15 protein-coding genes and 1 pseudogene are annotated in these 22351 nt (G+C 42.4%); 7 read left to right on the top strand and 9 right to left on the bottom strand.

What is annotated here, in order from left to right; genetic code table 11:
• The first annotated feature begins 589 nt into the window (after positions 1-589).
• Entirely contained in the window at positions 590-2806 is a 2217-nt protein-coding gene (locus V7K44_RS03500) for an FUSC family protein (protein WP_334928672.1), read from the top strand.
• Between the two features lie 210 nt (positions 2807-3016).
• Here the strand turns inward: V7K44_RS03500 and V7K44_RS03495 are convergent, their stop codons facing one another.
• On the bottom strand, positions 3017-3685 hold the full coding sequence (locus V7K44_RS03495; protein WP_334928670.1) for a cadmium resistance transporter: 669 nt from the start codon (positions 3683-3685) through the stop codon (positions 3017-3019).
• Between the two features lie 682 nt (positions 3686-4367).
• Between V7K44_RS03495 and V7K44_RS03490 the strand changes: the two genes are divergently transcribed.
• Positions 4368-5507: an aliphatic sulfonate ABC transporter substrate-binding protein gene (locus tag V7K44_RS03490; protein WP_334928668.1), complete on the top strand. Its 1140-nt coding sequence runs from the start codon at positions 4368-4370 to the stop codon at positions 5505-5507.
• 189 nt (positions 5508-5696) lie between these two features.
• Here the strand turns inward: V7K44_RS03490 and V7K44_RS03485 are convergent, their stop codons facing one another.
• Both V7K44_RS03485 and V7K44_RS03480 read right to left on the bottom strand, forming a co-directional pair.
• Positions 5697-6434, bottom strand: coding sequence for an SDR family oxidoreductase (locus V7K44_RS03485; RefSeq protein ID WP_334928666.1), 738 nt, complete (start codon positions 6432-6434; stop codon positions 5697-5699).
• Positions 6435-6654: 220 nt separating this feature from the next.
• Positions 6655-7320 (bottom strand): phosphoribosyltransferase, encoded by a 666-nt coding sequence (locus V7K44_RS03480; RefSeq protein WP_334928664.1) that lies wholly within the window; start codon positions 7318-7320, stop codon positions 6655-6657.
• Positions 7321-8122: 802 nt separating this feature from the next.
• Here V7K44_RS03480 and V7K44_RS03475 point away from each other — a divergent pair.
• Positions 8123-8626, top strand: coding sequence for a hypothetical protein (locus tag V7K44_RS03475; RefSeq protein ID WP_334928662.1), 504 nt, complete (start codon positions 8123-8125; stop codon positions 8624-8626).
• Between the two features lie 564 nt (positions 8627-9190).
• On the opposite strand, the gene V7K44_RS03470 is transcribed toward V7K44_RS03475, so the two are convergent.
• The 6 genes and pseudogenes from V7K44_RS03470 to lepA form a co-directional block, all read right to left on the bottom strand.
• Positions 9191-10240, bottom strand: a complete 1050-nt coding sequence (locus tag V7K44_RS03470) for a cyanophycinase (protein ID WP_334928660.1) — start codon at positions 10238-10240, stop codon at positions 9191-9193.
• A 725-nt stretch (positions 10241-10965) separates the two neighbouring features.
• Complete coding sequence (locus V7K44_RS03465; RefSeq protein ID WP_334928658.1) at positions 10966-12153, bottom strand: glycosyltransferase family 4 protein; 1188 nt, start codon at positions 12151-12153, stop codon at positions 10966-10968.
• A 96-nt stretch (positions 12154-12249) separates the two neighbouring features.
• A pseudogene (locus V7K44_RS03460) lies at positions 12250-13444 on the bottom strand (RNA-guided endonuclease InsQ/TnpB family protein).
• Positions 13441-13848 (bottom strand): GAF domain-containing protein, encoded by a 408-nt coding sequence (locus V7K44_RS03455; protein WP_334928745.1) that lies wholly within the window; start codon positions 13846-13848, stop codon positions 13441-13443. The pseudogene V7K44_RS03460 and the gene V7K44_RS03455 overlap by 4 nt, the downstream one beginning before the upstream one ends.
• On the bottom strand, positions 13779-14252 hold the full coding sequence (locus V7K44_RS03450) for a PAS domain-containing protein (RefSeq protein ID WP_334928656.1): 474 nt from the start codon (positions 14250-14252) through the stop codon (positions 13779-13781). Before V7K44_RS03450 ends, V7K44_RS03455 begins: the two co-directional genes overlap by 70 nt.
• 341 nt (positions 14253-14593) lie before the next feature.
• The gene (gene lepA / locus V7K44_RS03445) at positions 14594-16405 is read right to left on the bottom strand and encodes a translation elongation factor 4 (RefSeq protein WP_334928654.1); all 1812 of its coding nucleotides are present in this window, start codon (positions 16403-16405) and stop codon (positions 14594-14596) included.
• Positions 16406-16989: 584 nt separating this feature from the next.
• Between lepA and V7K44_RS03440 the strand changes: the two genes are divergently transcribed.
• From V7K44_RS03440 to V7K44_RS03425, 4 genes are all read left to right on the top strand, one after another.
• Positions 16990-17226, top strand: coding sequence for a hypothetical protein (locus V7K44_RS03440; RefSeq protein ID WP_289796361.1), 237 nt, complete (start codon positions 16990-16992; stop codon positions 17224-17226).
• Between the two features lie 173 nt (positions 17227-17399).
• The gene (locus V7K44_RS03435) at positions 17400-19163 is read left to right on the top strand and encodes a sensor histidine kinase (RefSeq protein ID WP_334928652.1); all 1764 of its coding nucleotides are present in this window, start codon (positions 17400-17402) and stop codon (positions 19161-19163) included.
• Positions 19164-19695: 532 nt separating this feature from the next.
• Positions 19696-19926: a NifU family protein gene (locus V7K44_RS03430; RefSeq protein WP_012408256.1), complete on the top strand. Its 231-nt coding sequence runs from the start codon at positions 19696-19698 to the stop codon at positions 19924-19926.
• 78 nt (positions 19927-20004) lie between these two features.
• Positions 20005-22239 carry a glycoside hydrolase gene (locus V7K44_RS03425; RefSeq protein ID WP_334928650.1) on the top strand — a complete coding sequence of 745 codons (2235 nt, stop codon included), beginning with the start codon at positions 20005-20007 and terminating at the stop codon, positions 22237-22239.
• Positions 22240-22351 lie beyond the last annotated feature (112 nt).

Genomic DNA, 22351 nt, shown 5'->3' with positions numbered 1-22351 from the left:
GTTCTTGCTGTCTTGCCTCCTGCCTCACTTCTCCTATCGGAGACGCTGCGCGAACGACTACGCTCAGTGACCACCTGCCTCCTTCAAAACACCGGAGCCTTCACGTGTTGAATTCTCCCCTGAAGTTGGAAGAGTTTCTCGACATCAAACCTTATCCAAGTAAATGGTTTTTATTGTTTTCGTCTTCTAAAAATTATCTCTACTTTTAGACAGATTTAATATTTTTTTCTATCAAATTCGTTGACATTATTTTACTTTTTTAGTTACTGATTGTGAATATTTATTCAAATATTCACAATCAGTAACTAAAATTATTTAGATGTCTTGATAATAGTCACTTTTAATTACAGATATTTGCATCATAATCATGCTTTTTACACAACAATCACAGCTATAAATGCCGTTATCGAAGATAAAACTCATATCTGTTAACGAATAATTAAAAATAAATTATAAAGTGGCAAAATATGCGTCCTAATATTGAGTTTTTGTAAATGCTCTTAATTGCCCCTCATCAATTAAAATAAATCTGAATATATCAAAATATTAAGATAATTTAGATAAAAATTTTGTTTTGTTAACAAAAACAATGCAGCTGAATCGAAGTAATTTCCTCAGATTTCTGATCCAATCAGAGCCAGGAAAACCAGCAGTATCCAACGGCTTACGAGCTGTGTTAGCGTTGGGGGTTCCCATGCTAATTGGGCAACTCATTAACCAAAGAGAAAGCGGGCTATTGGTTGGTTTAATGGCTCACTTTGTCAACTTAGCGAATATTGGTGGCCCTTACCAAATCAAAGCTAAGACAATGGCACAGGCTACTTTGGGAATAACTGCTTCAGTATTTGTGGGTACTCTAGTCGCTCAAGTTCCGGTACTAGCTGTAGTGCTGACATTACTCTGGGGACTTGCTTCCGGTTTTGCGTCGCTATACGGTAATGCTGGTGCCAATGTCGGCCTAGTAATAGGGATATCATTTATTACCACGATCGCACAACCGGGAAACTTGGAAGTTGCACTCATGCGATCGCTGCTATGTCTAATTGCAGGTGGATGGGCAATGTTACTCTCCTTGGTAATGTGGCCTTTTAGACCTTACGATCCAATACGGCTAGCTTTGGCTGACTGTTTCAGTGCGATCGCCAACTACATTCAGGCATTTGTAGGTAAAGTAGCAACAGCTGAAAATATTCTCGAAATTAGAAAAGCATTAGAAACAGCACGCACTGCTTTAAGTACATTACGGATTGGACAGTCGTCTCGGAGTTGGATAAATGAGCCATTTTTGCTGTTAATTCAGGATGGCGATCGCTTGCTTGGTTTAGTTATTGCCTTAACAGAATTACTAGAAACTCACTTCCAACAACAGCAATATCATCTAGTCCAGCAATTAGTAGACGATGCACTCGAACAAATATCAGTCATTCTTCAAGCCATAGCGAAAGTCATATCTCGCAAGCCTGCTAGCATCGACTTGGGAAATCTCAAGCGCATCTATGAGGCTTTAAAAGAACAAGAAAGTCTGCAAAGAAAAGCAATTGCTGGGAGTGAAACCGACTACACAACCCTCGTTGCTTTCACTAACCTGGTGCTGACGCTCAAAAAGCTGATCGAGCAATTGCAATACACGGCTCAGACAGCTAAATCTCTGGCAGATCGCAGCAAAATGAGTCAACGAGATGTAGATAGACTTCTTTTATTTGAAGAAGAACAGCGATCGCTCTTAAGTTTACTCAAAGAAAACCTCACCTTAGACTCAGCAATCTTTCGCCATGCTCTCCGCATTGGTGTGAGTCTAACTGTAGGCGTAATATTATACAGCGTTACAAATTTACCAATGGGCTATTGGGTAACACTGACAATTATATTAGTCCTGAAACCAAACTTGGGTGCAACTTTCAAACGGTTTTTCCAGCGAGTTGGCGGGACAATCTTGGGAGCTATCTTAGCTGCTGTTATACTTGCAACCATCACGAGTAAGCCTGTATTAGACATCATCATTCTGCTGACAGTATTTTTTGGCGTTTCCTTAATCGCTTTCAACTATGGGTCTTCAGTGGTTTTCTTCTCAATCTTTGTCTTACTAATTATCGATATTGGTCATCCTATTAGTTGGCAACTTGCTGGCTTTCGGGTGTTGAATACATTAATAGGGGCGGGACTGGCTTTTGCGAGTCATTACTTTATCTGGCCAAACTGGGAACGCGATCGCTTACCCAGTCAAATCGCCACAGCGCTACGAGAATGTCACAAATACTTTCGGGATGTGATGGCTGTTTACCAAGGTATAAAGGAGCGTGACTCTAGTACTATCAGTCAACGGCGACAAACTGGACTAGCAATTGGCAATGCCCAAGCCTCCTTCCAAGGATTACTGCGCGAACCCCAAATGCACCAAGAATTAGTAGAACCAGTAATGACGCTGCTGCTGTATATGGGACGTTTTACTAACGCCGTGACAGTTTTGGCAGTACATCTCGAACATTTCCGAGGAACAGTGCCACTCCCGGAATTAGAAACCTTTGTCTGCCAAATTTCGTTAGGGTTAGAGCAGTTAGCTGATTCGGTACAGCAGGAAATTCCTCCACCGCCCTTACCTGACTTGGAAGAAATATTGCAAAAAATCCAGCCGCACCTGCAAGCACTGCGTACAGCCAGGATAGAAGAGTTAGCCGTCAATCAAGGACATACGCCGATTCGTCAGGCAGTCATTGATTACAGCATATTAGATTTGGAGATTGACCAGATTGTGCGACGGTTGACTGCTATGCACTCAGCAATGGTACGGCTAACATTAGCTAATTAAATTTCAATATTTCTTTGTTTCCAGTAATAGAGAATGAATTAAAAAGTAGGCAATTTCAGCACGTTCTTTTGCAGAAAGCTGAGAAAGTTCGAGTTTAAGTTTTCCCGCAGTTTCACTCATGCTTTGGAGTCTCCCCAATAATTCTAATTATAGGTTCAACTCTACGATCGCAACTGCTTTGTCAGCACTAAACACAAGTGGTCATAACAGTCAAGTGTTCGGTAAAAAAAGACGATAAGATTCGCTGTCCATCAAAATTCTGAAACCTAGCCACATCAGTACGAAGGGGAAAATCTTGCCAGCATAACGGCTGAGTACCAAAGCGATACCGGGTTGATGAGTCAAAGTATAGGACATAAATAACCAGCAGCAAACAATGAAATAGCAAACTGGTACGATCACGGCCAGATTTTGAATGCTGCTGCTGGCAAACAGGGGTATATAGATGCCAAGATTGTTGCCGCCATTAGAAATTGTTACCGCAGAGACGCGATAGGTTTGGGGATCGCGAATTACGTCCCAGAGCGATCGCTTTCTGGAATCAAATCCTTTAAATTTAGAGTTTCTTTTCAGATTAGCTGACTTATCTTCGGCTGAATCATCCTTATTCAGGTTGAACAAATTGTTCAAGCCAATGAGTATCGGCAAAATCCCCAATAGACCAGTCCAAGTTGACGGAATTGCTAGACCCAGGAAGAAACCAAGGAAACTTACTGTCACTAATGCCGTGAACCCGATAATTTCGCCAACCACAACGTGCTGAGGACGAAAAGTCCGATTAACCTCACTGAAGAAGGCAGTTAGATAAATATTGTCGTCAAATGTTGTTGCCACAGCCGTAGCTAGCCCAATCTTAATTGTTGCAATTAACCAATCCATCACCATTCCTCACTCAACACCTAATCTGATGAACGAAACTAGCGATCGCTCAATGTAATCAGCCTCACAATATCGATAAATATTAATCTGAGAACGCGAGTTTCGCGCATCGGGCGTGACTCGATTTATTATTTATTCAATTTAGTTATAATACAATAATTACGTAGTAAAGCTACTCATAGTGGCGCTGGAACATTATGCTGCGCTTCTCTTAAATGCCTCAATCCATACATATAAAATATTTGTGTAAGTCCTAATAATATATAATAGGAATTACGCCTTGACAAGAAATACCAAATAGGTGTGATTTAAAAAACCATACTGTAGGAGTAATTCATGAATTCCCCCCTAAAGTGTGGGTGTATTCATCATTTTTTGATGATGAATAAAAGCCTGAAAAAACCTATTTTAGGAAATGCATACCACGATCAATTTGTACAGTGCGTAAATAATATATAGTAAATAACCCCAAAAAGTCTAACATTCTGGCTGTATTCTCGTATATAACGCGCCATTCATTGCAAGCATCAACAAAGGAGTCATTATGATTAGCCGTTTGATTGACTTTGTGCGTAGATGCACAGGTCAAAACATCTTACGGTCGTTCAGATCAGCCACTCGTAGATCGGCTACCTACAGGTTTGCAGTTCGATTTTGCTTCGGTCTTGTTTCGATTTTGGTCTTGACTGTAGTTTTTGACGGTCATGCTGTTGCCAGTTCTGAATCTAGCAATCAGCTCTCCACTCTCATGAATCAGTTTAAACTACCCAAAAGCTCCACAATCCAGTTAATGGAAACCGTGGGACTGTTTATGGGAGGCATAATTTTCTGTGTAGTTTTGGATCGCTGGTTTTCTAAGCGTTCCGATCGCTCTAACAATACGCCCTTAGCAGAGCAAGCGCGGCGGCTCAAGCAACTCAAAATAGGATATCCAGAAGGGATGACCAATCTGGAAGTTCTCCGCGATCAAGGCTTGCTCGAAACGCGTTTGCAACCTTATGGGCTGAGTATCACCTGGACAAGCTTTTTATCAGCCTCTTCTCTGATAGAAGCACTCAGTAACGGCACGATTGACTTCTGCGGTGGCGGCGGTACGGCCAGCATCTTCTCTCAAGCGGCAGATCATGTATTTGTGCGGGTGGCTAAGGAAAAATATACCGCTCCCAAAGGTCAAGCGATTCTAGTACCAGAAGATTCGCCGATTCAGACGCTGGCCGACCTCAAGGGTAAAAAGATTGCTTTTGACAAAGGCTCAAGTGCCCATTATGTGCTTGTGCGATTGCTGGCAAAAGTCGGCCTCGATTTTAGTGATATTGAGCCAGTTTATTTGACACAACCGGAGGCGCTACCCCGATTCCGCCGGGGTGAAATCGATGCTTGGGTGATTTGGGTTCCCTACACAGCTACTCTTGCTCGAAGCGCTTATCCAGGGCGATCGATTGCAGACCTAGAGAGCATATTTGGTGACAAAGCCTCCGTGGAAGTTCCGACCTATTACTACGCAATTCCAGAACTGGTACGCGACTATCCCGACCTGCTCAAGGTGATTTTAGAAGAGGTAAATGAAGCTGGAGCTTGGGCTAAGAGACAGGAATTAGAAGCAGTTCAACGAATGGCAGAACACCATGAAATCGATCCATCCATCGTTGGAACTTTACAGCAACGTAGTGCTGAACGCGCCATCATCCCGATTGACGACCAATCGCTCACTGCTCTACAGCATCAGGCAAATATCTTTAGAGATTTAAATCTGATTCCTGAGCGGGTGAATGTGAAAGATGGAACCTATAGCTTGCAGACTAAGCAAAACTGGACTTATTAATCTGACACTGAGGATTTATACAGCTTTGCCTAAGATAGTTACGTTTTAAACGCAGAGGGACGCGTTTGCGGAGCGTCCCGTAGGGAAGGAAAGGGCAGAGGTACGCAGAGTTTTTTTGAGCGAATTCTATATTTGCTTGTTCGGTGAGAGAGTTTATCTGAGCCGAATGCTTACTTTGTAAACTTAAATTTAAAGTTCTTGACGTGTCGGACGGATGATCATTTCATTCACATCAACATCATCGGGTTGCTCAATGGCGTAGGCGATCGCACGGGCAATAGCATCTGCATCAATGGCGATCGTATAAAGTTGATTAATTCCTGCTGCTGTGTCTGTATCGGTAATCGTATTAGTCAGTTCGGTGGCAACAGCTCCTGGTGAGATATTAGTCGAACGGATTTCACCATTTGACTCTAACCGCAGCCCCTCAGAAATCGCCCGCACTGCGTACTTGGTGGCACAGTAGACTGCCGATCCCGCAAATACCTTATGTCCGGCCACTGATGATAGGTTAATGACGTGACCAGACTTTTGCTGACGCATAGTCGGCAACACGGCAGCAATGCCATAGAGGACACCCTTAATGTTCACATCGATCATCCGATCCCATTCCTCCACCTTTACTTGGTCGAGGGGAGAAAGCGGCATCAACCCGGCATTATTAATTAGCACGTCGATCCTGCCATAAGTACTCAAAGTTTCCTTCGCTAAGGCTTCCACCTGTGCGCGGTCTGCTATATCCGTTACTTGATAGGTTGCAGTCCCTCCTGATTTAGCGATCGCTCCAACCAATTCTTTGAGACGATCTTCGCGTCTGGCAGCCAGCATCAGTTTGGCTCCACTAGCAGCAAGTCGCTTGGCAGTTGCCTCACCTAACCCACTGCTGGCTCCGGTGATGATTACCACTTTGTTTTGAATAAGAGACATATTTATTCCTGGGGATTATTGAGTATAGATCGTGAAATATCGGTTGCTGTTTCAGATGAACTCAGTATTATTTAACCATATCAACTAGTTTGTATACTCGATCAACGTTTTTGTGTCGGCAACGTTACTAATCCGAACCGATATCATCACGCCATTTGAGTTCTGTCCCGTTAAAATTTCAGTTGGTGAGTTGAGACCATCTCATAAACTTAATGTTTATCTACATACCAACAGGTATTGCTTCACCGTTCTTTGCCGCTTTTGCGAGTAAGTCGCGGACTTCTTCATCGCTAGTTTGAGGAAAGCTTTCGTACCAAAGACCAACGCTCTGGAAAGGGCTGGGTCTGGAGATGCAAACAATTTCGTCTACCTCAGTTTCTAACTCTTGGCAAGTTTCAGGTGCAGCCACAGGCACAGCAATCACAATCTGAGCAGGTTGCTGTTTTCGCACAGTTACAACAGCAGCCCACATCGTTGCACCTGTGGCTAAACCATCATCTACCAAGATAACTGTACGTCCTTGTAAATCTCTTAAGGGGCGATTTTGGCGATAAAGCTGTTCTCGGCGCTCTAACTCCCGTTCTTCTTGCACCGCCACCCTGGCAATTACTTCATCAGGTATCTTTTCCAGGTTGATAATATATTTATTGACTATCCGCACACCACCAGAAGCGATCGCTCCCATAGCTAGTTCTTCTTGATCGGGTACACCCAATTTACGTACCACTAAAACATCTAAGGGGGCATTTAACCTTTTGGCAACTTCAAAGGCGACGGGTACACCACCCCTTGGTAGCCCTAATACCAGAACATTTGGATCGTTAGCATAAGCGCTTAACTCCTTAGCCAAAACTTGACCCGCAAACCTCCGATCTTTAAATAACATGGTGTGATATTCCTAATTGAATTCTTAAAAAAAAATAAACATTTACATAAGTTTGTTATTGGCTATCAACCTCAAAAAATGGAGCAATTGAGCAAATTCCAAACTTATTGTTATAGTTCAGATGTTCTAAATCGATCTTAGAAAGCTAAATATTCCCTGTCCTCCACTAACGGAGCGACATCTTCAATCTACAGTTCTATCAAACGGATGAGTTAGCTTTAATGCAACAAGATTTCTGCATCTTGTGCTGAGACTATTTTACTACTCCACACTCAATATCCCTCCCCAAATGGCTTGTTGAGAAGACACAGTGACGCAGTGAACTCATGCTGTAGGGGGTTTACTGCTGTAGATAACTGGTGTTAGCGTGAAGCAAAGTTATAGTACGACCACAAGAGAAGGGTGACATGGAAAACCTAATGTTTAAGTAGGGGTGCGTTTGAAAACTGCTATAAGTTTTGCCACTTGCTAACATTTACTGTTAGACTTTTACCGAGTATTTTTTTTACTGCACTTAACAAAAAATTACTTATTTGCTAGCAGATGCAAAAATCTATGAAAATCCAGTGATAATTCAATTGTTAATTCTTCGCTTGTCCCCTATTACTGACATTGTGTTGATATTATCTTTACATTATCCCTTAATTGTGAATATGAGATAATGCACCATCTGCTTGTTCGTTATATAATGCTTAATATTACAGAGACAAGTCATAAAAGTTACCCGATTAACACTTTTAAATAAAAATTAATAGGGTAGAATCACTGAATATGTTTGAAAATCAAAAGAAGGGTGTTTTTAATGATCGGCTTAACTAATTCAGAAAACAGCACAGTTAGCAGCACAGCAGCCACTAAGAGACTGGCAAGAGCGATGATGGTTTCTGGTGGACAGTTTTCACTGCTATTGGCGTGTTGCAACTGTGTTCAAAGGCAGCAGCAAGTGTTAAATTTATTAACAGAATTTTCATCAGCAGATATCCACGAAATTTTGCTCTCACCTACTACTGACAAATTGTATACAGCTATTACAAATGAAATTGGTACTACTCAACCCGAAGCTTTAATGGTACGAGGCTTAGAATCTGTAGTAGCAATTAACCAACTGATTATTAGTACCAATATCATGCGAGATGAGTTTCGGAAACAGTTTCAGTTTCCCTTGGTGTTGTGGGTCAATGATGAAATTCTGCGTAAGCTAGTCTGGCTAGCACCCGATTTTAAAGACTGGGCAGCTAGTACTATTAGATTTGATGTACCTAATAATCAGTTAATTGAATCTGAACAACAACCCATCAGCGCCTAGTATTGCCCGAAATTACTTTTAAATTCTTATATATGCCAGGTTGAGCCGAGCAAAACCGAAGCTCAGGTTCTGTTAAAGTACTCCAAGTAAAAAAATACTCAATTGTCATTGCGTTCGCGTAGCGTCTCGTAGAGAGCGAAGCGAACGCAATGACGGATTTTGGATCATTTATTTTTTTGAATATTCTTACATTCTTTTCTAAAATTACTTTATTGAACCCTCCTTTACCCAAGTGAGCTAAAAGCTCCTGGATAGCTATTTTAAAAATTAAAAGATGTTATGGGCGTTGGGCGTGTTTCATTCCCCAAAGAGCTTTAAAAATCAAGGGTTCTAGCAATTAAAAATTGATTGGTTTGTTATCAGCGTTCCGATAAAATGAACTATTTTACTGATATTTAAGGGGAGCATCTCACTTTTGCAAAAACACGCCTGATATATTTGCAAAGGTGAGATGCTCCCTATTTAAGTGCTTAAATGTTCATCTCATTGTCACCCTTACTTACAATTTTCTTGCTAACCATCTTGACAAATCCTGTTTTAAATGGGAAGAATCAGCCCTGCCACTCAATAGGGATTTGAATCAATCCGTCCCCTTTTGACACTCCTGAGATAGTACCCAGAAGTTGGTCTATTTCTTAAGTTGAAGGTGTCGCCACTGCGAACTTTCCAAATTTTGTAATTGGAAAAGGTCAAAGGCTTCCGGGGTTCGCATACTTCTGGCAGATGATTGCCAAGTACAAAGTATGCTGCACCCCTACCCATAACTTTCACCAAACCGTTTTTATCCACAAGAACCGCCGTACTTTCACTAACCGCTATACCTAAAACACTGCTAAATACACCATCCTTAATTTGACGGGCAATGAAAGTCATAATTCGACCCATTCTTTCCCGCCTGTCAAAGTGTGTATCTACGATAGTTCCCTTCAAATTACTCCAATTGAAAAAGTTGTAAGTAAAAGTAATGTCTCGGTAGGGATCTTCAAGTGCGTCTCTAGTTTCAATGCCTTTTTCGGAAGAAGCGCAAGCATCATAGACACAATCACTTTGGATCATTGCACCCGCACTAGTGCCACCAATACCACCTCCCTTAAGGTAAACTGATTTAACGGCAGCCTCAAGCTTGGTATCTTTCCAGTTGCGGATGTATTGACATTGATCCCCGCCAGCAAAGAAAACTACATCAGCATTTCGGATTTTTTCATAAATCTCAGCTTTGTTTGCCTCTTGTCTATCCCTAACCAAAAGAGTTTCCACAAAATTTACACCCTTCATGGCATAAATTAGCCGATTGTAATCGTGATTACCATTAGTGCGGATAACTACAACATTAACTTTAGTGCTGGAGTTACTACCTCCTCTAACTTGGTTAATCATCCACTGGATAGCATCATCGACATCGGGGCCTCCCCCACCCAAACTCAGGACTGGGCCCGCTAAGGAGGGACGGACATCAAAGGAGTCAGAGGTGGAGGGGCGAACATCAACAGTGTCACCCAGAAAGAAGCGTTTCCAGCTTGCAATAAAACGGGTTATTAGGAAGGTTCCCATTTTCAACAACTTGATTCCTGTACTTTTCAAGCGCCTTGCTATGCTTGGGAATGCCTTTGTCATACTAAATTTCTAGAGCAAACTGCAATTATTGCTAGGCTGTGACGCATTTTAATTGCTTATTTATTCGTGAAATTTGTCCTTTGTCATTAGTCATTTATCTGTTGTTGTGAATAACCAATTGACTTAGGACAGTCTTAACGAAAAATGTGCAATTGAGACGCGCACTAGCTTAACTGTGGCACTAGATAGGGTAGAATTTCCAGCGTACAGGTCTTGTACTGTTTGTTAACGCAAAACAATGCAGAGTAATCATTAATTCTCTGTGCTACTGTGCGAAAATATCTACATTGCTTGTAGCGTTTAATTCTGACAAGATAAAATTTAAAATAGATTAGGTATTGATTGTTCAGATGCTTCCGTAATTACTGGGAATACTTAACCAATATGCTGAATAACTGGGAACACAAATTAAATTATTTTCACCATTTAGTTCTTCCTGATAATTGCCAGCGATTGAAAAATAGAAGCGTGAATCCAAGGTAGAAATAGTCCACAATAAACAATATCATTAGCTTCTTTAGCTCATAATTTATTCCAAAAGAGCAGTTTATTTTATATAGTCATAAATGTTGGGTTTCGTTCCTCAACCCAACCTACACAACTTAAGATTTTTGGCGCTAACCCAAGCGTATTGAGCTATGGATGTTTCAAAGTTGATTAAGGATTTATGCAAGTTCAAATAAAATTTTAGATCCCCGATTTCTTCAAGAAATCGGGGATCTATATTACCACGGTATTTGCGATCGCTCTTGCACAACTTGCTGATATACTTGCTCGGTTTGTTTGGCTAATTTCGGCCAGCTAAAGCGTCTTTCTAAATCCTGATAAGCGTTATCCACAAGCCATTGGCGATAACCTGGATTTTTCAACACTTCCAAAATTCCCCAAGCTAAAGAATCGGGATTGTTCACCCAAGTGACAATGCCTGTTTTGGTGTGTTGCACCACTTCTGGAAAACCACCAGTATCAGAAACTACTACAGGTACACGAGAAGCAAAGCTTTCTAAAGCTACAATTCCAAAGGGTTCGTAAAGACTCGGAAAAACGGCACAGTCTGCGACAGTTTGAAATTTATCTAAGTATTCATCGGAGAGAAAACCGGTAAAATAACAATGATGCCAAATTCCTAAATCCCAGGCTTGGCGCTTGAGATGGTCAGTATTACCGCCACCAACGATCACAAATTTAACGTTACCTCCCATTTGGGAAAGGATTTTGGGTGCGGCATTAAGTAATATAGGTATACCTTTTTCGTAGGTCATGCGACCGAGGTAGTAAACTATTTTCTCATCGTCTGCGGCAAATTGGCGGCGAAAATCCAGAGCATGAAAATCGATGTGATGCTGTTTCTTTTCGGCTCGGATACCGTTATAAATGACATCAATTTTGTCCCAAGGACTGTAGAGCGCTCGTTCTACTTCTTGGCGCATATAGTCGCTACAAACAATAATCCGCCACGCATTGTAAGCTAACAAGGTTTCTTTGCCATTTATATAACCTTGAATATCTGTGTAAATACCGTTATAGCGTCCATATTCGGTAGCGTGAATTGTGGCAATTAGTGGTATTTTAAAATTATGCTTGAGAGCGATCGCAGCATCTCCGACTAACCAATCATGGGCATGAATTAAATCAAATGGCCCTTCTTCTAAAATCAACTTACCACCGTGATCTCCCATACTCAAGTTGAGATTCACTACCCAGTGGAAAAAGTCGTTACTATATGCCACTGGCACTCGATGTATCTTTACTCCTTCAACTACCTCATACATCGACGCGTGACCAAACTCCGCTGTAATCAGGTGGATTTCATATCCTAGCTTTACCAGTTCCGGGTACAACTCCGCCACATGCCGCGCAATTCCCCCAATAATCCTTGGTGGAAACTCCCAACTCAGTACCAGTATCTTCATCTACTAGACTCCCCAACACTTTATAAATATCTAACAAACTACATTTACGTGACACACTCCACACACTGACCTGAATACAGTTGCAGTGTGGGCTTCTCAACCAATCCGGCTATTGCGTAGGAGGCGTTGAGCTTTTAAGAACCGCGTGTCCGTCGGCTCTATTCTTTATATTCACGGCTGCATTACGATCGCGGTCAAGACTGCATTTACAATTAGGACAGTCGTGCCATCTTTCATGCAGTTTTTTAGGAACTTTCACCCCACAACTAGAACAATCTTGTGACGTACCCGATGGATTCACTGCAATTACCAACAACCCAGCATTTTCGGCTTTGGTGCTTAGAATTGACAGGAAGCTTGACCATCCAGCATCATGCACAGATTTAGCTAGCATGGAACGAGAAAGACCTTTGACGTTTAAATCTTCATGAACTACAACATCATATTTTTTCAATAGATTATTGGCAGTTTTAAAGTGAAAGTCTTTTCGTTTATCAGCTACTTTTTTGTGTTGTTTGGCGACTTGCTTAATAGCTTTTCTACGCCGATTACTTCCTTTTTTACGACGCGAAACACGCTTTTGAATAACGCGCAATCGCTTTTGATATTTACGATAATACTGAGGGATTGGGACAATATCACCATCGGAAGTTGTCAAAAAGTCTTTTAAACCGAGGTCGATACCCGTGATTGAATGTGGGTTAAAATCTGGCTTAATCGTTGGGACTGTCGCATTCTCCAAACCGAGAGTTAAATAATAACCATCAGCTTTTTTTGTTACTGATGCGGTTTTAATTTTAAACCCATCAGGTATTGGGCGATGCAAAATAACCTTGACTATACCAAACATCGGCAAGGTGATAAGATTGCCTCTTAAGCACCCATCCTTCATTTGCTGATAAGTAAAAGTTCTATATCTGCTACGAGATTTAAATCTGGGCTTGCCGCTATGTTTTCCATTGCTATCACATTTTAAAAAACGGTCAAACGTTATCTTCACTCGTTTGACTATATCCTGTAGCACCTGCGAGTAAATTTCACTGTACCAAGGATGAGTTTTTTTAAGTTGCGGTAACATTTTCTTTTGCGAGTAATAGTCTGGGTTATCTCGCAATTTTGGTATATGGCAAACAAGAGGACAGGCATTAATCGGTGAACGATTGCGCTCATACCAATCAAATCTATCAGCCAGCAAATAGTTATATTGAGAGCATAGCATAGACAGCCACCTGTCTATCTCAATGGCTTGTTTTGTTGTTAGCCGTAGCTTGTATTGGTACGCTGTCTTCACTCCGTGACGCTCCGCGAACACAGATATATCCTCACGATTAAAAATATTGTACACAGTTGCTCGCGTTTGAATCGCTGCCACTCAGCTTCCAGATATTGATCAAATCTGCGGCGATTGGCTATTTGAGTCAAGCCATCTAGGGTAGCTAATCTTTGTAATTCTTCATTGGCAGCTTGTACTTGCTGGTAGAGTACAGATTGATGAATAGCGATCGCTACTTGACTAGCCAATTGCTGCAACAAATTCACTTCAAATGCTTGCCAATAACGAGGTCCAGTACAGTGGTGAGCAATAAGTAAACCCCACAGATGCTCCCCATTAAAAATCGCCACTATTATAGCAGCTTTAATCTGATAGAGTTGTAATAACTCAAAAAGGTCGGCTGAAAAATCAGACTCCTGAATATCATGGAAGACTTTAGGTAATCCCTATCCCTGGTAATAGTGGCTAAAAACACGACTTCTCGCATATTCAGCCAACACCACTCCCCATTTTTGTGTCGAAATCGATATTCGGTGGAAAGAACTTCATTGTCTTGCAGATTGACAAAGCGACTTGGTATGTCATAGCAGAGATGTCGGTCGTCTGGATGAAAGCAATTCATGAACCATTGCGGATCTGCTTGACAAAATTCCTCTGGAGAGTAGCCTAAAACTGTCACACTTTTCTCATTAAGATAAATGCTCGTTCCTTTTAAGAGGTCAAACAAATACAAAATATGCGGTACAACGCCGGGAATTTGTTCTACGAGAGTACGATACTTTTGCTCTGCCTCAGAGAGTTGTTCTTGGGGCTGCTTGCGGCTCATGACGTTTTGAATTTCTACAATAAATTATCATTTTTTCTGTTAGAAATCCCGCACTAGAGGCACACTCAAGGATTGTTTAACCTGCCAGCAGCAACCTGGAACTCATTTGAGGCTGCTGTTGACAGCCGTTGTAACTAAAATTAACGAATGTTGAAGAAGAATACAGAATACAGAATACAGAATAAAAAAATTTTGGTGGGGGACTGAAAATAGTAGATTCAGACGCTCTTGCTAGCTTGCTTCTTAGGAGTATGCGGACTCGCTTTGCGTAGCGATATCCGCCACTCGGACTCAAATTCATTCTGAATTCTGACTCCTGACTCCTGACTCCTGAATTCTTATTAGTTTTGATCCAAGCGCAGTACTGCCATAAAGGCTTCCTGCGGTACATCTACAGTACCTACAGATTTCATCCGCTTTTTACCTTTTGCTTGCTTCTGCAAAAGTTTTTTCTTCCGACTGATGTCACCACCGTAGCATTTTGCTAGCACATCTTTCCGTAAAGCGGGGATATGTTCGCTGGCAATAACTTTACTGCCAATAGATGCCTGAATTGGCACTTTGAATTGATGGCGGGGAATTAGTTCCTTGAGTTTTTCTGCCATTGCCCGCCCGACATTGTAGGCTTTATCTCGATGCACAATCATCGCCAAGGAATCCACAGGATCGCCGTTAATCATGATATCCAGCTTCACCAAAGGATTTTCACGGTAGCCGATGATGTGATATTCCATACTGGCGTAACCGCGCGATCGCGATTTCATTTGATCGAAAAAGTCAGTTACAACTTCCGCTAAGGGTAGCTCGTAAGTGAGGGTTGTTCGTCCTTGGGCGAGATATTTCATATCTTTGAAGATGCCACGGCGATTTTGTGACAACTCCATCAAGCTTCCAACATAAGTTTCCGGCGTAATCATCTCGACTTGGACATAGGGTTCTTCAATTCTTTCGCGATCGTTAGGAGAAGGCAAGCGACTAGGATTATCGATGTACAGTTCCTCACCTTTTAAGGTAATCACCTTATAAACCACCGATGGGGCTGTAATGATTAAATCTAGGTTATACTCTCGCTCTAGACGTTCCTGGACAATTTCCATGTGCAGCAAACCTAAGAAACCGCAACGGAAGCCAAACCCCATTGCGCTCGAAGTTTCGGGTTCATAATGTAGCGCTGCGTCATTGAGTTCCAGCTTTTCCAAGGCTTCCCGCAAATCTTCAAATTGATCGGCATCAATGGGGAACATCCCGCAAAAAACCATCGGGTTCGCTTCTGCGTAACCTGGTAAGGGTGACTCCGCTTTCGCCTTACTAAGGGTAATTGTGTCTCCTACCCGTGCATCAGCTACAGCTTTAATTGCCGCACCCAAATAGCCTACTTCGCCAGCGTGCAGTTCATCAACTTGCTTTTGAGTTGGAGAAAGGACACCTAACTCATCAATTTCAAATTCTTTACCAGATGCCATTAAATGGATGCGATCGCCTTTTTTCACGGTGCCATCCATCACCCGGAAATACACAATTACTCCCCGATAACTGTCGTAATAACTATCAAAAATTAACGCTCGTAAGCGTTCATTTATGGTATTGGGCGGTGGCGGTATCCGCTCGACAACTGCTTCTAAAATCTCATTAATACCAATTCCCTCTTTAGCAGAAGCCAGAATCGCACCACTGCAATCTAGACCGATAATTTCTTCAATTTCGCTAATTACCCGTTCTGGTTCAGCCCCCGGCAAATCGATTTTATTCAAAACCGGGATAATTTCCAGGTTACTCTCTAATGCTAAATATACATTCGCCAAAGTTTGCGCCTCCACACCTTGGGACGCATCTACTACCAATAGCGCTCCTTCGCAAGCAACAAGAGAGCGGGAGACTTCATAAGAGAAATCCACGTGTCCCGGAGTGTCAATCAAGTTCAGCACATACTGCTGACCATCTTTGGCTGTGTAGTTCATCCGGGCAGCTTGCAGCTTAATCGTAATGCCGCGCTCCCGTTCCAAATCCATATTGTCGAGAAACTGTTCCTTCATCTGTCGGTCTTCAACAGTGCCAGTAGCTTGTAGCAAGCGATCGGCGAGGGTTGATTTCCCGTGGTCGATGTGAGCAATAATACAAAAATTGCGAATGCGAACTGCGGGAACGTCAGTCATATACTATCTTTGCCTTAGCAGCAACCAAAGTTAAAAGGGCAATTTACTTAATGTATTTTAATGCTTTCTTAGCCAAGACGCTCTGCTTTTAGTGCTGAGTGCTGAGTTCCGTTAGCGGATAGCTAAGGTTTAGCCCGTGCTGAGTGGGTCAGAGGGGAAATAACCCTTAACTTATTACTCATTACTCCTCTTCACCCCATCTTTAACTTTCGATCTAAATAGGTGGACATTTAAGAATATTATGAAAGTCTATTTGTCGCTGCTAGTATTCAACAGCTAGGAGCGTACAATAAATGTAAATAAGTACATGCAGGGATCGTGTAGGGATCGTAGGGAGCCTGGGCAATTGCGACTGGTAATTGTCCATAATCGCTGGTTTATCGGCAAAACTTTTAGAGCCATTGTCTAGTCAGTTATATGAAAAATGCGATTTAAAACTTAAAGCTGTTACTTTGGTGCTATTTCAGGGAAGTATTTAACTGTGCCCTTGAAAATTTTTCAGCGAATTAGCCCAAATAATGAATATAACTACTTTACAAAGCTTTAGACAAAACCAATTCAAAGAATTCAGAGTATATAAACCTATGAATATGAGAGAGAAAACTACCAAAGCGGAAAATACACAAGCCGATAAGGTAGAAATTGCTGTCCGCCTAGACTCCGAGTTACTAGAGCAAATTCAGCATCTCACCAATGACCCAAGTAAAGTAATTGAGGTGGCAATTCGCCAGTGGTTACGGGGTGAAATCCTCAGAGATGACGAACTAACGCGCACGCCTGTGCGTACTCCTGTTCCACCTCGCGGTGAATGGAACGATTGACGCCATTATTTAACTGTCAATGCAAGTTAAAAAAAGTAAAGTTTGCCAATCTGGTTTTCAGAACACCAAAAAATACCCCATCAAACCCAAAAAAGCTGTAAAAATTTATGTATAAATTTCAGCGGCTTTAGTAAAATTACGGTCGGATACCCTTTGTCTATCCAACTCAATTAATGACTATTACTGCCAATTCCCAATTGTCAAATGTATTTTCCCAAAATCTGGAATCTATTACCAGTAAGACTGATGGCTCATTACCAACTCTAGGAGCCGAGTTAGTTTATACCCAAGATGGGGCAGGGCGCTATCTGACCTTTTATTGGCAGTACAGCGAACTCCTGGGGTTAAGTACTGAAAAAATAGTTGACGATCTGAACCAGACTCAAACCTTTGTTCCGGTGGATAAGGTTACTTATTTGGAACGATTGCACCGAATTTTGACAAATTTGGTGCCAGAAAGGTTTCAATGTTGGTTTAGCTATCAGAAGGAATTACTTGAGTTGGACTTAGTGATTAGTCCGATTATGCCGAGTTTGGGAACCACTGCTACTACCGTTTTAGTGATGGGACGCTTAGTACAAGCGACACTCAACAAAAAACAAGCGCGTGTGGCATCAAAAACGCCCACACAAATAGAGTTGGCTTTACGTTCACAGCAACACCAAAAATTGGTAAATCGCATTACCAGAAATATTCGCCGGACATTGGATTTAGATATTATTTGGCAGCAAACAGTTGATAGTTTGGGGAAAGCACTGCGGCTAGAGCGCTGCATTATTTGTCCTTACCAGCCCTCAAGCCGAAAAGTGCAGGTGAAGGCTGAGTATCGCCAGCCAGAACTCAAATCAATGCTTGGCTCAGACATAGATATAGCTTCTGAGCCTGCCTTTGCTCAAGCCTTGGCAACCCTAGAACCAGTTATGATGGAAGTGCCTGGAAACAAAGAGTCTGGGTGGCAGAAAACTTTAGTAGTTGCGACTTGCTATCAAGATCAAGCTAATGGATTGGTTGCCTTAAATTGGCAGGATGAATGCTACACATTAACAGAATCGGAATTAGAACTGGCAAAAGAAGCAGCAGATCAATTAGGAACTGCGATCGCCCATGCTACTTTATATGAAGAATTAGAAATAGCGCGTCAAAAAGCGGAAGAAGCTTCCCGCCTCAAAAGTGAGTTTCTGGCCAATGTATCCCATGAAATTCGTACCCCCCTCAACGGTATGATTGGCTTTTTGAAGCTGATTTTAGAAGGTATGGCAGACGACCCAGAAGAGCAAAACCAGTTTTTAGCAGAAGCTCATCACTTATCGATACATTTGCTGAATATCATCAACGACATTTTGGACATTGCCAAAATCGAAGCCGGCAAAATGGAGCTAGCTTACGCGCCAGTCAAGCTAGATGAACTATTCAGTCATGTAGAAGGTTTCATGCGTCCCCAGGCACAAATGAAAAACCTCAGCTTTCGGATGCAAATGCCAGCTACCTCTGATGAAATAATTGTCCAAAGTAACTATCAACGGTTGCTACAAGTGATGCTTAATTTGGTGAACAATGCCATCAAGTTCACCCATGAAGGCGGCGTTACTGTCAGCGCCGATTTAGTACTCAAAAAGGCGAACTTTCAAGATCAGCAATTTCCTGGTATGGTGAGAGTACGTGTGGCAGACACGGGTATTGGTGTTTCTTTAGATAAACAAGATAAGCTTTTTCAATTATTCTCTCAGGTGGATGGCTCCCGCACTCGCCAGTACGGCGGCACAGGTTTGGGACTGGTAATATCGCAGAAGTTAGTGGAGGCTATGGGCGGTGAGGTACATTTTTATAGCTTGGGCGAAGGACTTGGCTCAACAGTCACATTCACCGTGCCACTATATCAACAACCAGTCATGGTTTCGTCTAATGATAGCGACTCAACAAGTGGTGCTGAATGTTGAGTAATGAGTAATGAGTAATGAGTAATGAGTAGGATTCCTTACTCACAACTCGGAACTGTTTTGCCCCATGCCTAATATGGTTATTAAATAATAATTACTAAAAAACTTTAAAGTTTAAAACTCAAAACCCAGTATTACCAAGTATCCAAACTCATTACTCAGCACTCATTACTCATTACTCATTACTCAGCACTCTTGAGCGGTATTGGGAAAAACCTTCCTTGTCCTCACCTCCTTGCGTTCTCTTCAGTACTTTAAAGGCTAAAGTAGAGTAGGAGGGCTTGCACGAGAAATTGTTCAGCTAATCTAATATCAAGTTGCTAAAACCAGCAGTGGTTTAGTCAAAAGTCATAAAAAACTGACACCTGACAATCTAGCGGCAATTAGATTTAGGATCGATTTAACAAAGCTGGAAAATAAAACTTTGGATAATCGTTAATGAGTAAGGGTGCATTGGTCTACAGGGATCGTTATTATTCAATGCCCCATGCCCCATTCCCCATGCCCATCCCTAACTTAGCAGGTCTAAACTATGGAACTCACAATTGACAACGTTGAAACAGTTTTAGATGAAATGCGCCCTTATCTCATGTCTGATGGCGGCAACGTGGAACTCGTAGAACTTGATGGCCCCGTTGTAAAACTGCGGCTGCAAGGTGCTTGTGGTTCTTGTCCCAGTTCTGCAATGACCCTGAGAATGGGTATTGAGCGCCGCCTTAAGGAAATGATTCCCGAAATTGCAGAAATTGAGCAAGTGGTGTAAAAGTTAGGAGTTAGGAGTTAGGAGTTATGAGTTTTCAATTAACTCCTAACTCCTCATTCTTAACTCCTAACTATTTCTATGTCCCATCCTCTCTACATTGCTTTTATCTGGCATCAACATCAGCCGCTGTACAAATCCCCTGGCAGCGGCGTTTCGCTATCTTCGAGTCAGCAGTACCGTCTTCCTTGGGTACGTTTGCATGGCACTAAAGATTATTTGGATTTGGTATTGCTCTTAGAGCAATATCCTAAGTTACACCAAACGGTAAATTTAGTTCCATCGTTGATATTGCAACTTGAAGATTATATTGCTGGCACTGCTTTTGACCCTTATCTCACAGCCAGCTTGACACCGGATGAACAACTTACCTACCAACAGCGGGAATTCATTATTCAACACTTTTTCGATGCCAATCACCATACGCTGATTGACCCTCATCCCCGCTATGCCGAGTTGTACCAGCAAAGGCAGGAAAAAGGGCAAGCTTGGTGTTTAGCTAATTGGGAATTGCCAGATTATGGTGATTTGCTAGCTTGGCACAATTTGGCTTGGATCGATCCGTTGTTTTGGGATGACCCGGAAATTGCTGCTTGGTTAAAACAGGGCCGGAATTTTACTTTAAGCGATCGCCAGCGCATTTATTCCAAACAGCGGGAAATCTTGAGCCGAATTATTCCCCAACATCGGAAAATGCAGGAGGCAGGGCAGCTAGAAGTCACCACCACGCCTTACACCCACCCGATTTTACCCTTACTAGCTGATACTAACTCTGGTCGGGTAGCTGTGCCCAATATGACACTACCTAAGCAGCGTTTTGACTGGGCGGAAGATATCCCCCGCCACTTGCGGAAAGCTTGGGACTTTTATAAAGAGCGCTTTGGACAGATTCCTCGTGGTTTGTGGCCTTCGGAACAATCAGTAAGTCCAGCAATACTTCCAGACATTATTAACCAAGGATTTAAGTGGATATGCTCAGATGAAGCCGTCTTAGGGTGGACGCTGAAACACCTTTTTCATCGGGATGGGGCGGGGAATGTGGAGCAACCAGAACTGCTGTACCGACCCTATCGCCTCCAAACCGCCGAGGGTGACTTATCAATTGTGTTTCGGGACCACAGATTATCAGATTTGATTGGCTTTACTTATGGTGCAATGCCAGCAAAACAGGCCGCTGCGGATTTAGTGGGACATTTACAAGCGATCGCTAAAATGCAAAGAGATAGTCAAAGCGAGCAACCTTGGCTAGTTACCATCGCCTTAGATGGGGAAAATTGCTGGGAATTTTATCCCCAAGATGGCAAACCCTTCTTAGAAGCTTTGTATCAAAGTTTGAGCGATGAACCCCGCCTTAAACTCGTTACCGTCTCCGAATTTCTGGAAGAATTTCCAGCCACAGCCACCATCCCCGGAGGACAACTACATAGCGGTTCTTGGGTGGATGGCAGCTTCACAACTTGGATCGGCGATCCCGCCAAAAATCGTGCTTGGGATTACTTGACAGAAGCAAGAAAAATGCTCGCAAATCATCCCGAAGCGACAGAAGAAAACAACCCCGAAGCATGGGAAGCATTGTATGCGGCAGAGGGTTCCGACTGGTTCTGGTGGTTTGGTGCAGGACACTCATCAAATCAGGATGCCATCTTTGACCGGTTGTTTCGAGAACATCTGTTTGGTATTTACAAGGCATTAAATGAACCTGTTCCGCCTTATCTCAAGCAACCACTGGAAAACCACGCAGCACAGGCTAACCACGCCCCACAAGGGTTTATTCACCCCCTCATCGATGGTAGCGGTGATGAGCAAGATTGGGACAAAGCTGGACGCATAGAAATCGGCGGGGCGCGGGGGACGATGCACAATAGCAGCGTCATCCAGCGACTTTGGTACGGGGTAGATCACCTCAATTTCTATTTGCGGCTGGACTTTAAAGGTGGCGTTGCACCAGGGCAGGGTTTTCCAGCAGAGTTAAATTTGCTGTGGTTCTATCCAGAAAAAACAATGGTTAATAGCCCAGTTCCCTTGGCAGATGTACCAGATGCAGCCCCACTGAATTACCTTTACCACCATCTTTTAGAAGTTAACTTACTGACGCAATCGATTCAGTTTCGGGAAGCTGGAGACAATCATCAATGGCATCCCCGTTTCAGTCGCGCTCAAGTAGCAATAAATAGTTGTTTAGAGTTGGCAGTGCCGTGGGCAGATTTGCAAGTGCCGCCAGATTATCCTCTGCGCCTGATTTTAGTACTTGCAGATGAAGGGCGTTTTTCCAACTATTTACCAGAAAATGCTTTGATTCCCATTGAAGTGCCTTAGAACTCAATACCCTTGGTTTTACGAAATACCTATTAGGGGCATACAGATGTACGCCCCTAAAGTTGATTTATTTGGAAATCATATTTAATTTTTCTAGTTCTAAATCTAAATA

It is taken from the genome of Nostoc sp. (assembly GCF_036917235.1).
Lineage (GTDB): Bacteria > Cyanobacteriota > Cyanobacteriia > Cyanobacteriales > Nostocaceae > Nostoc.
Note: the sequence above shows the minus strand (reverse complement) of the source record. Positions and strands in the feature narration are given on the sequence as shown.